The organism is Lacunimicrobium album (assembly GCF_052161635.1).
In the GTDB taxonomy this organism is placed as follows: Bacteria; Planctomycetota; Planctomycetia; order Planctomycetales; family Planctomycetaceae; genus SXPC01.
In genome coordinates this window covers 1,548,383-1,563,436 of sequence record NZ_CP197413.1, presented here as the reverse complement: position 1 = coordinate 1,563,436, position 15,054 = coordinate 1,548,383, and the positions used below count along the sequence as shown (strand labels likewise).

General features: G+C 52.7%; 13 protein-coding genes. 6 read left to right on the top strand and 7 right to left on the bottom strand.

Annotated elements, in window-relative coordinates:
* The first annotated feature begins 26 nt into the window (after window positions 1-26).
* Entirely contained in the window at window positions 27-1,139 is a 1,113-nt protein-coding gene (locus SH248x_RS06130; RefSeq protein WP_459557631.1) for an AAA family ATPase, read from the top strand.
* The gene (locus SH248x_RS06125) at window positions 1,132-1,698 is read left to right on the top strand and encodes a hypothetical protein (RefSeq protein ID WP_459557630.1); all 567 of its coding nucleotides are present in this window, start codon (window positions 1,132-1,134) and stop codon (window positions 1,696-1,698) included. The genes SH248x_RS06130 and SH248x_RS06125 overlap by 8 nt, the downstream gene beginning before the upstream one ends.
* Before the next feature lie 283 nt (window positions 1,699-1,981).
* Here SH248x_RS06125 and SH248x_RS06120 read toward each other — a convergent pair whose 3' ends face one another.
* Entirely contained in the window at window positions 1,982-3,289 is a 1,308-nt protein-coding gene (locus SH248x_RS06120) for a hypothetical protein (RefSeq protein WP_459557629.1), read from the bottom strand.
* A 126-nt stretch (window positions 3,290-3,415) separates the two neighbouring features.
* Window positions 3,416-3,904 (bottom strand): PDDEXK family nuclease, encoded by a 489-nt coding sequence (locus SH248x_RS06115; protein WP_459557628.1) that lies wholly within the window; start codon window positions 3,902-3,904, stop codon window positions 3,416-3,418.
* Between the two features lie 204 nt (window positions 3,905-4,108).
* Here SH248x_RS06115 and SH248x_RS06110 point away from each other — a divergent pair, with 204 nt between their 5' ends.
* On the top strand, window positions 4,109-4,690 hold the full coding sequence (locus SH248x_RS06110) for a hypothetical protein (protein ID WP_459557627.1): 582 nt from the start codon (window positions 4,109-4,111) through the stop codon (window positions 4,688-4,690).
* Window positions 4,691-5,145: 455 nt separating this feature from the next.
* On the opposite strand, the gene SH248x_RS06105 is transcribed toward SH248x_RS06110, so the two are convergent.
* From SH248x_RS06105 to SH248x_RS06095, 3 genes are all read right to left on the bottom strand, one after another.
* A complete protein-coding gene (locus tag SH248x_RS06105) occupies window positions 5,146-5,622 on the bottom strand; it encodes a carboxypeptidase-like regulatory domain-containing protein (protein WP_459557626.1) in 477 nt (158 codons plus the stop codon).
* A 174-nt stretch (window positions 5,623-5,796) separates the two neighbouring features.
* Complete coding sequence (locus SH248x_RS06100) at window positions 5,797-6,867, bottom strand: DUF1559 family PulG-like putative transporter (RefSeq protein WP_459557625.1); 1,071 nt, start codon at window positions 6,865-6,867, stop codon at window positions 5,797-5,799.
* Between the two features lie 728 nt (window positions 6,868-7,595).
* Window positions 7,596-8,426 carry a hypothetical protein gene (locus SH248x_RS06095; RefSeq protein WP_459557624.1) on the bottom strand — a complete coding sequence of 277 codons (831 nt, stop codon included), beginning with the start codon at window positions 8,424-8,426 and terminating at the stop codon, window positions 7,596-7,598.
* 838 nt (window positions 8,427-9,264) lie between these two features.
* Here SH248x_RS06095 and SH248x_RS06090 point away from each other — a divergent pair.
* Together SH248x_RS06090 and SH248x_RS06085 are read left to right on the top strand one after the other, a co-directional pair.
* Window positions 9,265-10,560 carry an O-acetylhomoserine aminocarboxypropyltransferase/cysteine synthase family protein gene (locus tag SH248x_RS06090; protein ID WP_459557623.1) on the top strand — a complete coding sequence of 432 codons (1,296 nt, stop codon included), beginning with the start codon at window positions 9,265-9,267 and terminating at the stop codon, window positions 10,558-10,560.
* A 175-nt stretch (window positions 10,561-10,735) separates the two neighbouring features.
* Window positions 10,736-12,172, top strand: a complete 1,437-nt coding sequence (locus SH248x_RS06085) for a DUF1570 domain-containing protein (RefSeq protein WP_459557622.1) — start codon at window positions 10,736-10,738, stop codon at window positions 12,170-12,172.
* A 22-nt stretch (window positions 12,173-12,194) separates the two neighbouring features.
* On the opposite strand, the gene SH248x_RS06080 is transcribed toward SH248x_RS06085, so the two are convergent.
* Together SH248x_RS06080 and SH248x_RS06075 are read right to left on the bottom strand one after the other, a co-directional pair.
* Window positions 12,195-13,772, bottom strand: coding sequence for a DUF6798 domain-containing protein (locus tag SH248x_RS06080; RefSeq protein ID WP_459557621.1), 1,578 nt, complete (start codon window positions 13,770-13,772; stop codon window positions 12,195-12,197).
* A 203-nt stretch (window positions 13,773-13,975) separates the two neighbouring features.
* Window positions 13,976-14,203: an RNA polymerase subunit sigma gene (locus SH248x_RS06075; protein ID WP_459557620.1), complete on the bottom strand. Its 228-nt coding sequence runs from the start codon at window positions 14,201-14,203 to the stop codon at window positions 13,976-13,978.
* 233 nt (window positions 14,204-14,436) lie between these two features.
* Between SH248x_RS06075 and SH248x_RS06070 the strand changes: the two genes are divergently transcribed.
* Window positions 14,437-14,982 carry a hypothetical protein gene (locus SH248x_RS06070; RefSeq protein WP_459557619.1) on the top strand — a complete coding sequence of 182 codons (546 nt, stop codon included), beginning with the start codon at window positions 14,437-14,439 and terminating at the stop codon, window positions 14,980-14,982.
* Window positions 14,983-15,054: the final 72 nt, after the last annotated feature.

The window sequence follows — 15,054 nt, the reverse complement described above, 5'->3', positions numbered from 1 at the left end:
ATGTGCTGATAATGTGAGCTAACTATATGATAACATATTTCTACGCAAACAATTTTCGTAGTTTAGTTTCTTTTGAGTCACGATTTGATTCATTTGGTGTCCTATGTGGATCGAATGGAACGGGCAAGAGCTCCGTATTTGATGCCATAAATTTGGTCAGAACACTTGGGACCGGTGAAGGAATTCTTGGTGGTTCAGGTGAGACGGATATTCAAAATCTTGAATTAACCTCTTGGCTTGATAGCAAAGTGCAAGAATTCAATATTGGCTTAATCGTGGAGAAAGATCATTTTGAATATATAATTCATATCGAACAAAAAGCGGATTTTGAGAAACCACGAATAGTTCTTGAAATAGCGTTATGTAATGCGCAATCGTTGTTCGAACGTGATTTGAATGGTGTTCGATTCCAAAAACATAATGGAAATGAAGCTGGATTTCCGCTGGATTGGCGACAAGCTGCTCTTGCGGCAGTTCAGCCGCATGGAAACATGAGAAAACTTGCGTTGCTTCAGGATGCAATTGGCAAGTTGTTGATCCTTCGGCCAAACCCACGTGAAGTAGAGAGAGAAAGTCGGTCCGAATCTCGGCGCCCAAATAATTCTCTTAGCAATCTGAATTCGTGGTACAGAGCACTTTCTCAAGAACAAGAATGGACTGATGCACTTCGTGATGGTCTTAAAAGCATTTGGCCTGACTTTCGTTCCTTTAAACTAGTTGATGTTGGTTTAAATGCTAAAGCACTTCAATTACGTTTCGATACTGAAAATAACAGATCTCCGACGTCGCTTTTTATGGAGCAGTTGTCTGATGGAGAGCGAGGACTTATCGGCCTGTATATGATGCGTGCCGCAATGGAGACAGGCGTTGCACAGACAGTCTTCCTTGATGAACCAGATAATTTTGTCGGTCTGCCAGAACTTCAGCCATGGATCTTATCGATGCGTGAGTTGCTCGATGATCAACACCAACTCATCTTGATATCGCACCACCCTGAAATTCTCGCAAATTCTGGCGAAGAGAATGGACGCTATTTATGGCGAGACAACCATACATCTCCTACGAGAATCGGGCCCTTGAAAATACCGGAAGGGATGAGTGCAAGTGAAGCCATTGCAAGGGGGTGGATCAGTGGCTAAACGGACTCAGATCGTCTGCCTTTGCGAGGGTGAAAAAGGAAGCAGTATCGATGAGGTATTTATTAATAAACTGCTCAAATGCTTAGATCCAGCATGGATACGGCCATGGGTTACCAGCAAGATCCGCTTGGTCAACTGCGGAAATCGTAAATCCGTTATCGAGAAGATGCCAACAGAGCTGCGTAGCTGTATTAATGCCGGCGGCGATACAACACTCATGGTGTGGGCAGATATAGACGATGATCGCTCAGACGCTGAGACCCTAAAAAAGGACTTCTGGGAAGAAGCCGAGCGGAACGGCATCAGTAAAGACGATTTCAATCGTGTTGTGTTCATTTTTGCCAAAGATCGCTTAGAGAATTGGATAGAGTTCTTGAACAATGGAACAACAGATGAATCCAAGGAAGGCCCACGATTGAAGCACAACCGCGAAGTTGCCGATGCAGCAAAGAGTCTGGCGGAATTTTGCAAAAATGGGCAGAAGATTCCAAACATACCACCGTCATTGGAGTGGTCTTGCAGGAACTGGCGAAATCTCGTGCAAAAATTCAAATCTTAAATGAAAAATCAAAGGGGTCAAAAATCCAAAAATCAAAGGGGCAGGGCTCATTGGTTTTTCTTCCTTGGGGAACACACTTAACCTCGGCAATCGAAAGGCTGAATTGAGAAGGAAGCAGGGACGTGAATGCGAGGGAAGAGTTCAGAAGTTGTCAGCCCGCGTGGACGCAGTTATTTATATTAAATAGTCCTGACCCCTTTGATCACCCCTCCCCCGGTCTCAAAATCTAACAAGAATGACGATCCATTGAAGCAGCTGCTAGGGACTAATGTCTAATGTGTCGTTAAAATGATTTAAGGTAGGTCAATATTTCTGTGTCATCACTGAGCACTTTACAACCATACTCGGTTTCCGCCATAAGATACTTTGATGTTAGAAGATGGCGCAGGCTAGTTTCGGTAAAGAATGCATCACAGTAACCGACGGCGTTGGTCGCATGCTGGATGTCGTGAAAATCGTTCTTCTTGTACTTCCGCTCTTTCTGAAGTCTAATCATAGCGTGAAGTGCAGACGGTATATGCAGGGAGGGGAATGATGTGCCGATCTTCTTACACCGAAAGGCAGCAAAGATGACATTCTGTAATACAAGACCGGACTTACTTTTGTCGTTATCAGAGAGGTTGAACCCCTTTTTTAATGCGAAGTATCCCATGTAGTCTATGATGTCATCCACATTTGCTTCCAGTCCTCCGGCTATTTCATCCAAAAGCAGGCTTTGGTAGGTATGTTGCTTGTTTTTTTCTGTCTGCTTCTGTGCATTCAATGTGTCTGCGAGTTGTGTTCTGTCATGTTGTTCGGAGACGTCCGCCGTTCCAATACGCATTACCAACTCGGAAAATGAAATATTCCAAAATAAATCAACCATTGCTTTCTTCATTGCTTCCCATTGATGCTCTGTGAAGATTTGAACTTCGGGTTCCGGCGTAAAATCTCCCATGATCGAGGTCGCCTTCCTCCATACCATTAGCTTGCGTTCGTGAAGACTTTCCGCTGGCTCAAAGAGAGATGCCCAGAAGTGAGCAAGCTCAGTCTTGAAGAGAGTGAATTGATCGACAATCGCACAATTACCGCTAAGTTCGTCGACCATCAGCGCCGTAGCAGTGCGAGTCTCGATGTCTTTCTGATGCATGAGTTCCACATACACAGCGTAACTGACTGGGAAAATTGTCGATCCCGATTTTCTCAATCGCCGGAGTTCGCTTGTGATCTCGATGTGAGTGCTGTTCTTGCTCCGTTGCATGAAGACATCACGAATAAACAACCAGTACTTGGTATCAAGATAGATTCGTTTTTGACCAAGTAGTGCTTTGCCTAGAGTCAGCCGTAATCCTCTCGTGTACTCAAAGTGCGTCGTCGAACCATTTTCAAAGTGAAACTTCAGAGTATCTGGTTTGCCCTTTAGCCATGAGAATTGTTCATCATCACTCATTTCGTTACTCATCAACCTCCAGTTAAAGCCGGTCACGTAGTGGCTTGCCACACCTAACATGATGGTCACAGTGAACGTAATCTGCAACTCGCATCTCTGGTCGTGAATGACAGGGTGGCATGCTTTCGCCTGCGTGCCATGCTTCTGACTTTGAAGAAGCATGCGAATCCACAACCAGACCCTCCCACCAATCACCATCAACGACACATCAAACGTCGGACGCTCACACCCGCCCCTTCACAATCGCCTGCTTTTCCAAAGTGAAAAGCAGGCCACACACGCCGAGTATCATTTCGCCGTGAGGTACTCCCCCAACACCTCCCCCAACACCTCCCGCAACTCCCCCGGATTGTACCCCCGCTGCGCCCGAATCCTCACCAACGCCAACCCCGCCACCTCAAACACCCGATCCACAAACCCGTCCCGCTCCCGCCGATCCGCCCGCTCATGACTCCGATCATCCAACTCAATCGCCACCACCGGCTGCATCGTCTTCACATCACACAACACAAAATCCACATGCTTCCGATCAATCCGATTCCGTGCCCCCTGATTCTCATTCTGCTTCGCAACATAGAACAAATCATTCAGATTGATCTTACAAAGAACAACCGCACGATCCCCGACAGCACTCCTCAACACGCTATAAAACGAGAACTCCGCCTTCGTCAAAAAATGATCCCGCAACCGATACGGCAACACCTCTGTGCGCGTGCCACTACCGATTCCCAGGAGGCGCAGAAACTGTCCAAGACATCCAGCAGGTTGTGTGGTCATACGACCAGATTAATACAGTAAATTTGAATTGCAAAGGTTGAGGCTTTTATTGTTCAAGCGGTGTCTTGTACTCGATTCCAGTTCAACGGAATTTGACTCCAACTCGCGGTACTTCCGGCTATGATCAATTTCACAAGCACTGTGTGATGTGTACCACTTCTGGGTATCTTGCAATCGTCGAAGCCCACACCAGGAATCACTGGAATGTCCGAAGAACTGCTGCAGAACATCGAATGGGAGGACTTGCAGGAATTGCTGACTCGATCATCAAGAACCGCCATCGTTCACTTCCTTGAAGTCAAGCAGATCGACGATTTGTGTGCCATCGGCTTTTCATTCGAGTTCGGCAGCGAGTACCCCAATTTTCAACTTTGTGCCAACACGCGTCAGTTTTTCGATGAGAGTCAGAGTATGTATCGCCGAGATTGGCCACAAGCTGATCTTCTGGAGGTTCGGTGGAATAGCGGAGACTATCAGTATCCGTCTGGCTTACTTGATTCTCATGAGCTAGGAGTTGAATGGAACAAAAAGCTTGTCGAATTGAACCTGATTGCTCAACAAATCCTCACCCTTTCAGAAGACCTTAAGGCCATTATCTATCAGGAATTCATGCAGGGAGTTTACGATATCAGTATGGCTGCAATGGCAGCTATCGCGAAAGAAGGAACTTTGGGTGACCACAAGCGGCTAGACTTTAATATCGCAGATATCGACTCCAATCAGTCACAAACCATGATGATCGACCAGCACATCCATACGTACCTCAATGGTGAATTCGACTCATAATTAATTGAGGTCAAAAGAGTCCTACCGGGCGTTGAGGAGAAAGTGCTCATGACTCCTGTCATCCAGCTCAATCGCCACCCCCGGCTGCATCGTCTTCGCATCACACTGCGCAAAATCAACATGCTTCCAATCTCCCTGATTTCCGCTGAACCCCCGGGAGGGCGAGGCTCCGTCCGAGCCGCTGTCCCGCGTTGCAACACCACACCAGCTGATCGACATCATACGGTGTGCAGGAACAAAGCAGACCGTCGCCATCAAACGTCTCTCCACGCTCAGAGTCCCTCCATGTGCCACTGGCTATAGCAAAGTGGCATGCCCACGAAGTGAATTAACTCGTGCCTGTGTCCCATGCTTCTGGCCTCGAAGAAGCCCTCCCCAATCACCAGGCACCAACAAAAACAGATCAGGCCATCACCCTGAGTGAACCAGCCTGACCCGTCGAGACGACAAAACTCTTAGAACTCAAAATTAAACTCATTAGGTCCTTTTTCCGTGACCGTTTCCTTCAGCGGCGATGTGCCCGGAAGTGCATACTCCTTAGGCAGCATCTCCTTGCCAATCGACTGCGTCGCGGGCTCCTCTTTGGTCGAATTCCGACTCGGCACCTTTTCGTATTGCACTTTTCGGATCGCAACCGCATGTTCGCCAGGAACGGCTCCATCGCGGTCCTCGTAGGTTTTGAGTTGGTACAACCCACCTTCATCCGTCGTGCCGACCGCCGAGAGCTTTTTGCTCTCCGAATAAAACATGACGACAGCCCCCTGCAGAGGTGCCCCCTTCAGCGTCACTTTCCCGGAGACCGGATAGACCTTCTCGCGCCCTTCTTTCCACTTGTCAGACCCGCTCCCACAGCCAGCAATTGTCAGCACGAGGAAACTGAGAACACAGATCCGTTGGAGACGAAATCCTGCCCAACACGTCAGAGACTTCATTAACAGCCCTCTTATAAAAGACAACGAGGACATCCTGCTTCCACTCAGGAGATTGTCCGAAACGCGAGAGGCCCGCAAACGATGCGAGCCACCTCCCTGAAACGCTCCCGTCGATCACTGGAAAGCTGCGTGGATCGACTCACGCAGATTCCAGTGTGACGCAGTGAACGCACCTTAGAACTCGCTGATGACTTCACTTCCGGAAATCGTGCCGAGTGCTCCCCACACGCCGTAAGGGCTGGCGCCGTCGGTCACTTCAGTGGCACCCTGGTTACCCGAATCGATATTCTCACTGATGAATCGAACCGAGCCATCGACCATCGCTGCCTGCACGCCGCCAGCATGGCGACTGCTGGGAGGGAACATTCCGCCGGCCCAGTGAGTATCAGCTTCCTGGCACGACGCACCGTTCGGAGGGATCATCGTGTTGAAGCGTGTCAGCATCCCGGCACCATCGTTCCAGCGACCCCCACGAAATCCAACGTCCCCCACCAGAGCAACCGTGGGAAGAAATTGCTTGTCCACAAACTGAGCCGAACAGAACGCCGGCGCGTCCGTGGAAGCTCCCCCCTCAGCGGCGACACGTCCCAGACCACGGTCCGTTGTCGGCGATGCCATTTCTGATATCGCGAGAGTGTTCGAGGTCCCATCAGTGACATCCGCAAATCGGCGAAACGACTGCTTGGAAAACAGTCCACGTGCCTGTTCACAAACACGATTGGGAAACGCAGCCACTTCATCATTGGCAGAACACATCAGACGGGAACCATCACCCGAACAGTAAGCGTAGTTGGTCGGAGCAGGACTGTCAGCAGCGGGATTCTGGAACTGTGTATCAGACGGGCAGCCAAGAACCGGAATCTTGCCTCTCCAGAGTGGCAGGCCACTCCAAGGTGCCGAAGGGGCAGCCGCATAGGCATCCCACAAACTCCCCTGCTCGTAAAACGGCAGCAGGTCGACGTGGGCGCTGATACGGTTTCGACCAGTTGTCGCTGTCGGACAGGCACTGGACGATCGACAGCCCGAACCAGTCGTCCCACCCGGGAACCGTGAATACGTGTCATGGTAGTTGTGCAGTGCCAGGCACAACTGTTTCATGTTGTTCTTACATTGCGATCTTCGAGCAGCCTCGCGTGCCTGTTGAACGGCTGGCAACAAAATAGCAACCAAAGTCGCAATGATGGCAATGACCACCAGCAACTCGATGAGCGTGAAGCCGCGATTCTGCAATAATCTCTTGTGCATCAAACACTCTCCTGAACAGGTGGAACAAAGCGGAACAAGTATGAAGAGCAGACAACAGCCGCACCGCTTTACGAACGGGGGCAGGACGTTATCGTGGGTCATCTCAATGACTTACCAGTAACTTTGAGACCTTTTACCGACTTTCTCGCGAAAGTGAAGACATCTGTATGAAGGTTAAATGAATTTACGACCACATTTTGAATTATGAGAAAATGTCCTCCTAAAGCGACGAGCAACTTACATTTTAGTGGTCATTCAAAGAGCCACTACAGCGACGCATGTTCCAGAACTCATCCGATGGTTTCCATCACATTGAGTTGAGGGACGAGAAATATTTACGACGTGTTTTGAGACCTCTTTCCGTTGAAATCTTAGTCGCCCAGCAGCCTAAGACTTTACGGATGCACCATCATTCCGCCCGCCCGACTCTTTCCGTCAACACCCCAGCTGATACCCCGCCACCCCCGCCACCTCAGACACCCACTACCCCAACCAACCCGCTTCCAATCCCCCTGATTCCCGCTCACCCCGGGAGGCCGAGGCTCCCGTCCGAGCCGCTGTCCCGCATTGCAACACCACACCGACTGATCGACATCATACGGTGTACAGGAACAAAACAGACCGTCGCCATCAAACATCTCTCCACACTCAGAGTCCCCCCGTGTGCCACTGGCTATGCCAGTGCGTTTGAAGTCCCCCAGCACTCTCCACGTCCCATTCTTTCTTCACTATTCCCCTTTCATCCACAACAAAACCGTCGCCAAAACAACCATCACGACAAACAACCCCCACGAAACCACTCTCCGAGTCTGACTGATTCTCGCAGGATCTCGACCGGTCGTATTCGCAACAAGCGTCACTCGAAAATCCCCCAGATCAATCCAGTCAGCATAGATGCGACACGACCCCGTCGTCGTCCTGATCAGCGTATAAACCAGCTCCTCCGGCTTTCTCGGCCATTGAAAGAAGAGTTGCACTACCGCCAGCCAGTTCCACCAGAGGACACTCAGCTGATCCCCCTTGGGCAGATCCTCGACCGCAACAATTTCTTCAAACCGACACGTCCGCTCCTCTTCAACGTACGATTCGAAAAAACTTCGTGAGACGTGACAGTTGTAAAAGCTCACCGTCCCCGACTTCAAATTCACAGCCACACGCTGAGGACCAGTGCTACTGACACACTCCCTGAGATGATGCCAGTCATTGCCACACCACAGACACTGCCGCGCCTGAGGAGTCGCAACAATCCGCTCACACCGCAAACAGCGATTCACATACAACCCGACAACCTTCTCCCGCTCCATCCTCGCTTTCATCGCCTTCCCCATCCCCCGCATCCCATCCGCCAACAAAGCGTCGACCTCAGGGACATGCCGGTAGGAATAACGACTCGTCAAATGGTTTCGAAATTCCTCAGAATCAGACCAGGCCACCTTCGCTTCAGTGACATAGGTCCGCCAGGCCTTTCTCTCCAAATCGGTCAAGAACCGTCCACTACTACGAATCACATAGAATGCAAACTCAGCATCGTCATCATATCGTTCCGTCCTCAAAGTCATGTTACACACGATGCCCGCATATCAGCGAGTTTCAGAAAGTCGAACAAACAGAACCTGCAAGACACAATTATTGAAACAAGGTTCAGCCACGGCTTCCAGATCACTTCGCCTTGGTTCCAGGTGCCACTGGCTATGCAAGTGCCCCCCCCGACTTAATAAACTGACTGTCTGCTTTCTCCCCACCACTTTCCCCTTGAACCCCCATTTCCCAAACAGCAAACTAAACCCCACAGGAACAAAGCCCCCGAGAAGAAAGGCCCGTGCACACCCTCTTCTCAGGCGGCTCCCTTCCGGCCAATTACCAATTCCTAATTACCAATTACTATTTCCCCCCCGGAGTCCCCATGCCCGTGTCTCTCCATATTCAAGCCCAACCTGCGCATCAAACCGCACGGCGACGCTGGACCCCGTAAGCATTCAGGATGAAAAGCAACGGAAGGCATGGAATCAACAGCCGAACCAAGCCCGAGCAGCAAGAACGCCAGTCGGAGGCTCCAGTAGGCATCACCCTTAACCAACTAACCTGCAAGCAGTCCAAACCAAGAAGATGACTCCGGGGATTTTTTCAATGAAGACAACCGACGAACAATAAAACTCATCAGACGCTGTTTTGTGAACCTTCGTCTCCTTCGAGACTTTGTAGTGAATGATTCCGGGGGTTTCGAACAGGCCCCCGAGAACGATGAGTCCAGAAAACAGCCACAGCTTTCCAGTCAGGCAGTTGTTTGACGGGAACTGCTGCCGCCTTGGCGTGGACGAATTGAGATTTCCCACGTCGTTCTTTATGCTCTCGTACTGAACACTGATGTCACCCTTTCTTCTCTGAGGACCATGCGCGATGGACGAAATGAAATTCAGCACGGCGTGTCTGCACGCCGGTCAAACACCAGACCCGACGACCAACTCTCGAGCCGTCCCGATCTATCAGACAACTTCCTACGTCTTCAACGACACGGACCACGCCGCCAACCTGTTCGGCCTGAAAGAATTCGGGAACATTTACACCCGCATCATGAACCCGACGCAGGACGTCCTCGAAAAACGCATGGCCGCCCTCGAAGGAGGTTCTGGTGCCCTGGCCGTTGCCTCTGGTTCAGCCGCTGTCACCTACTCGGTCCTGACGATCGCCTCTGCGGGTGACAACATCGTCTCGGCAAGCAGTCTCTACGGCGGAACCTACAACCTCTTCCATTACACGCTCCCCAAAATGGGCGTGAATGTGAAGTTCGTCGATCAGGCTGATCCCGAGAACTTCAAGAAGGCAATCGACAGCAAGACCAAGGCCATCTTCCTGGAAACAATCGGCAACCCTCGCGCCGATATTCCTGACTTCGAGCCCATCTGCCAGATCGCTCACGAAGCGGGCGTCCCGGTCATTGTCGACAACACGACCGCCTCTCCTTACCTCTGCCAGCCCTTCCAATGGGGCGCGGATGTCGTCGTCCACTCGCTGACAAAGTTCTGCGGCGGCCACGGCACCAGCATCGGCGGCATCGCGATCGAAAAAGGTGGCTTCAAGTGGGACAACGGTCGCTTCCCCGAACTGACCGACGCAGACCCGAGTTATCACGGCCTGAAGTTTTATGACACCTTCGGCCCGATGAATCTCGCCTATATCCTTAAGATGCGAACCCAACTGCTGCGAGACACCGGTGCAGCGATCAGCCCGTTCAACGCCTTCATGATCATGCAGGGACTGGAAACCCTCCACCTCCGCATGCCTCGTCACAGCGAGAACGCCCTCGCCGTCGCCGAGTTCCTCAAATCACACAGCAAGGTCAGCTGGGTCAATCACACCGGCTTGGAATCTCACCCATCGTACAAGCTCGGCAAGAAATACCTGCCGAAGGGCTGCGGATCGGTGTTCGGCTTCGGGATCAAGGGAGCCAACCCAGCCGAACAGAAAGAGAAAGGCGTCAAGCTGATCAACAGCGTCAAGCTCTTCTCTCACCTGGCCAACATCGGCGATAGCAAGTCTCTGATCATCTTCCCACCCGCGACGACTCACGCACAACTCAGCGAGAAAGAACAGCTCTCCGCTGGTGTCACTCCTGACTTCGTCCGCGTCTCGATCGGAACCGAAGATATCGATGACATCATCGGCGACCTCAAACAAGCTCTCGACAAGATCTAACTCCTCTGAAGGCGAGCGGGGGGTGTCAACCCCCTGTCTTCCTTCTCCACTACATCTCTTATTGCCCACGCTAAGCCGACCCGCCATAATCACCGAGCGTCTCCTGGTATCCCCAACATCGTAATCAGTACAAGACCTCGCGAGAGAAAATCCCTAAGGTCTTGGGAGAGTACCGATGCTCCGATGGCTTCTCATTGTCTGCCTGACAGTTTCGCCCGCCTTCTGCCGGGCCGATGAATTTGACGTCATCGACTCTCGTGGCGTGAAAGCAACCCTGACCGGACGCATTCACGGCACCGCAGACAACGTCCTGGCGATTATGCAGGAAGACGGAGCGCTCATGCTCGTCCCCTCCGCCGCGATCCTCAAACGACGTCAAAAAGAAGAATTCCAGCCCGTCTCCTGCACCGAGATGAAATCGCGCCTGGAAAAGAAATACACCCCCGAGCTCTCCCGCTGGTCCGTTCAAGACCCCTACGTCGTCGGCCTTGTCCTCATGGGACCACTTGATAAAAAGGGTGAAACCCAGGCCAATCTGTTCCTCACGAAAGCCGTCCGCTTCATGCAAAGCGTGGACGAAGTCTTCATGCGATTCGCCAAAGATATGGGAATCGCCGCACAAAGCACCGAGTTCCCGCTCGTCATGCTCATCTTCGAATCGGACGTCGCATTCGAAGCGCATGCCAACGAAGTCACCGGCGGACGCGGCTTGAGCGCGGGCAATGTCTCTGGCTTTTACAGTCTCCTCGACAACACACTCTCCATTCGCATGACCGAATGCGATACCTTTGAAGTCCCCCTTCATGAGGCCATCCACCAGCAGGTCTACAACCGTGGCGTGATGAAGCGTTTCACACCGATCCCGGCCTGGTTCAATGAAGGCTTGGCAACCGGCTTCGAAGGTTCTGGCGACAAAGTCAGTACCGGCCCCAATGCTCTTCACACCCGCTACGCCCTCGCCGCCGCCCGCACTCAACAGGTCAGCTGGAGAAACCTGATCGAGTCAGACGAAGCCATCACCGGGGACATCCTTGCGGGCGAAGCTTACGCCCTCGCCTGGGGACTTCACTGGCTCGTCGTCACGCGCCATAAAGATGGCTACGTCAAATACCTCGCGAAACTCCGCACCCGCGATCCCCTCTCGACTGTCACTCCGGAAGAACGTGTTGCTGATTTCCAGGAAGCCTTCGGCGTCCCCGTACAATCACTGGAGCAGGAATTCATCAAACTCCTGAGGGCCAACGAACGTAAGATCATGCAGCAAGGCGAAAACCGCTTCCCGGTCGGCATTCTGATGACCAGTCAAAGCCTCGGCTATGTGAAACTCCAAGCCGCCACACGCGCCGACATGGGAGGTCTGGTTCACGCCAAAGGCGAACTCCGAAACGTCTCCCCCTTGCGCGAGATGAACTTCCGCGTCCGCGTCGTCACTGATGCGGGCACTTATGCCGAATGGATCCTCCCCAATGTCGGCAGCCGCAAAACCGTTCCACTCCCCGGCAAACTGACTGACCAACTCCTCCCCAACGCCCGCGGCGGCGCCGGTCGGACCTTCACCGTTAAAATCGATTCAACGGCAGCAGAAGTCCCCGCAGCGGGCATACGCCGTTAGAACCCGCAGTGCTTCATTCGCTTCACCACTCCCCGGCCAAACTCACCACTTGATACTCACCTTGTCGATAAACGACCTCTCCCTCGAAACTGACCGCCTGATCCGAAATCAAATACTCCGCACTCGTCTGCTTCTCCAACTCCGCAAGTTCTTCCCTCGTCACCACTTTGTCCGCAAACGCCTTCTCCCGCCACTGGGTCGCCAGTGTCAAACGCCGATTCCACTCAATCAGCCGCCCTGCATCCTGTGGCATGTTCTTGTACGAAACATACTGAGAACGCGAAGCATGCCAGTGAAACGCCCAGTCCACAAACGGCATGATAAACACATCCTCCGCTGGCAGATTCTCGTCAATCCAGTGACACGTCTTGACCCAGTTCTGAGACTTCTCGGGCTTCAAAAAGCTCGGGTTCTTGCTGTCCATCGGAATCAGTGACGCTGCGATCAACAGCCCTGCTATTCCCACCGGCAGCACTCGATTGAGCATCCTCTGGCTCATCGGCCTCGAGGCAAGATCCATCACCAGCAGCGCCAGCGTCATCGGCACAGCGAGATCAAACACACGAAACGGATAGACCTTCAAGCACGTCATCGCCAGCTTCATCAACGTCGGATGCTCTGCAAACATCGCCGCATACGCGTTGTAATCCTTCGGATGGACGGCATACCCGATGGCAAGCCCCGCCGCTGCAATCACCATCGTCCAGACTAAGAACCGCATGACGGGCGAAACGGGGGCTTTCGACATCGGCCATAGAGCGGCGATCAATCCCAGCAGAATCCCATACGTCACCCACCCTGGCATCAACAGCGAGACCGGATCCAGGTGATGTCGCAATCGATGAAAGACCTGAATGTAATCCGCAATCATCTTCGACTCAGGCGATAAGCCTCCCGCCGACAGGACTGCAAACGCCGGCATCAACCCCGGCAGCGCGACCAGCAACGTCAGCACAAAGCAGGGGACAACAACGCGAACGGAAGTCGTCCGCTGTCGTGTGAGAAGAGAAGCGGCCCCGATCGCAATCGCGCCCCACAGCCCGACCACCGGATGCATCGAGATCGCCGCCCCCAGGAAGACAGCCCCGAGATAAAATCGACCCGAAAGAAACGATGCTCCGCAGTGCAGCAGACACCCATAACTGAATAACTTCGACTCCGCCCCGCCGATCAGCCACTCTCCCGCAAAGGTCGGAGCCAACTGCAACATCAAAAAGAGGCTCGCCCATATCAGCGATTGAGAAATGCTGTATCCCAGCGATCTCCCCAGCCGCATCCACCCACTGGCCAGCAACAGCATCGCCGCAAACCGCAGCACCAGCGAAACGACTGTCAGCGAAGCAAACCGCGTCAGCCACCCAAAAAGCACATAAAAGACGAGGTGCGTGTTCGCACTCTCGAAGAACAAATCATTCGGGCACCACGTCGGGTCCCAGTAGTTCTTGGCCTTCCCCAGATAGTAAGGCTCGCCCACACTCGGCGGGGGATAGCAGATCAATCCATAGAGAAAGAAGATAACGGCCAGCAGCCCCGCAGCCTTCCAGACAGAACCCCGCTCGCTGCGATTAGTCGTCGGAGCCGAGAACACAACTTCGTTCACGACCCCATCCTTTCATAAAGTCTAAACTGTCCCTGCTCCCATGATTGGAGCCGCAATTCGTCCCTTCTCCCTTGAGGGGAGAAGGTGCCCGAAGGGCGGATGAGGGTGAGCGATAGGCCAGAATCCACTTCCAGTAGCGTATCACACGTCAGTCGAAACCCTTTCCGACGTACGTCTCACACAACCCGCTCAAGCTCGTAAAACTACTTCTTCGACTTGCCTTTGGCAGCCGTCTTCGCAGTTGCCTTCCCGGCTTTGGCTTTCGCAGCAGGTGCAGCGGCCTTCATCGTTTCAGCAGCGGCAGCCTTTCCTGCTTTGGCAGGTTTATCAGCGGTCTTCGTCTTGCTCTTGGTCGAAGGAGCAGAGAAGATCCGATCCCAGTTCTGGGAAAACTTGGCTGACGCGCCGGTACGCACAATTGGTCCGCTCATGGGGGGAGTCCTTTTAGGGTCGATCCATCGAAATGTTGTCGTCTTGAACAATTCCCAATGCAGGGCTCAACAACGCTTTGCATCTTCTCACAGGCCCTGTGTTTGTCAAGTCCATCCCGACCCCTGAATAGCAGATGCAAAGCGGTTGATTCTCCGCTAAGATGCCCCGAACAATTGAATGCTGATCTCGTTGACATCGCAGATGTGACCGCCGGTCACGAAACGAAGGCCCCATGGATTTTGACCCGTTCCACTCTCAACAACAGTTTCGCCAACTCTGGGATGATGTCCGCATCGAACGCGCCAGCCATTACTCCCTCTTCACGTTCGGCGACTCTGACCTCCCGTACTACCTGCTCAGTGAACCTGCCAAAGCGGGTGATCTCGTCGGTATCCACGAAGGCGCCATCAAAATCTCGCGTCCCCTGATCTTCCGCCCCGATGCGGATCGACCGGAATTTGAAAACTTCTTCCAGGAAGAAGACGAAGGGGACGACTCACACGATTACATTTCCTTCCTGCTCGCCCGCACCGCCGCCTTCTCGAACCTCCGCTTCAGCAACACGCCCGGCGCCAGTAAGTTCGTCAGCGATAGTGTCGAAGAAACCGTCGATCGCTTATCTCGTCAGCTCGACGATGAGGAAGAAGACCGCATGGCGATCATCATCAGCAAGCCACGCCAGCAAGGCTTCGCCCTCATGAAATACGCCATCCAACAGGTGATTCAAAGCACCCCCGGCAACATCAGCGAACTCCGCGAACGCGGCTTCTTAAACTGAGCAGCCTATCGTCCCTTCTCCCCCGGGGAGCTATATTCTGTCCCTTCTCCCTTGAGGGGAGAAGGTGCCCGA

Coding starts and splice junctions, on each gene's coding strand:
- SH248x_RS06130 (WP_459557631.1), top strand. CDS start 27: ATGATAACATATTTCTACGCAAACAATTTTCGTAGTTTAGTTTCTTTT.
- SH248x_RS06120 (WP_459557629.1), bottom strand. CDS start 3,289: ATGCTTCTTCAAAGTCAGAAGCATGGCACGCAGGCGAAAGCATGCCAC.
- SH248x_RS06115 (WP_459557628.1), bottom strand. CDS start 3,904: ATGACCACACAACCTGCTGGATGTCTTGGACAGTTTCTGCGCCTCCTG.
- SH248x_RS06110 (WP_459557627.1), top strand. CDS start 4,109: ATGTCCGAAGAACTGCTGCAGAACATCGAATGGGAGGACTTGCAGGAA.
- SH248x_RS06105 (WP_459557626.1), bottom strand. CDS start 5,622: ATGAAGTCTCTGACGTGTTGGGCAGGATTTCGTCTCCAACGGATCTGT.
- SH248x_RS06100 (WP_459557625.1), bottom strand. CDS start 6,867: ATGCACAAGAGATTATTGCAGAATCGCGGCTTCACGCTCATCGAGTTG.
- SH248x_RS06095 (WP_459557624.1), bottom strand. CDS start 8,426: ATGACTTTGAGGACGGAACGATATGATGACGATGCTGAGTTTGCATTC.
- SH248x_RS06090 (WP_459557623.1), top strand. CDS start 9,265: ATGGACGAAATGAAATTCAGCACGGCGTGTCTGCACGCCGGTCAAACA.
- SH248x_RS06085 (WP_459557622.1), top strand. CDS start 10,736: ATGCTCCGATGGCTTCTCATTGTCTGCCTGACAGTTTCGCCCGCCTTC.
- SH248x_RS06075 (WP_459557620.1), bottom strand. CDS start 14,203: ATGAGCGGACCAATTGTGCGTACCGGCGCGTCAGCCAAGTTTTCCCAG.
- SH248x_RS06070 (WP_459557619.1), top strand. CDS start 14,437: ATGGATTTTGACCCGTTCCACTCTCAACAACAGTTTCGCCAACTCTGG.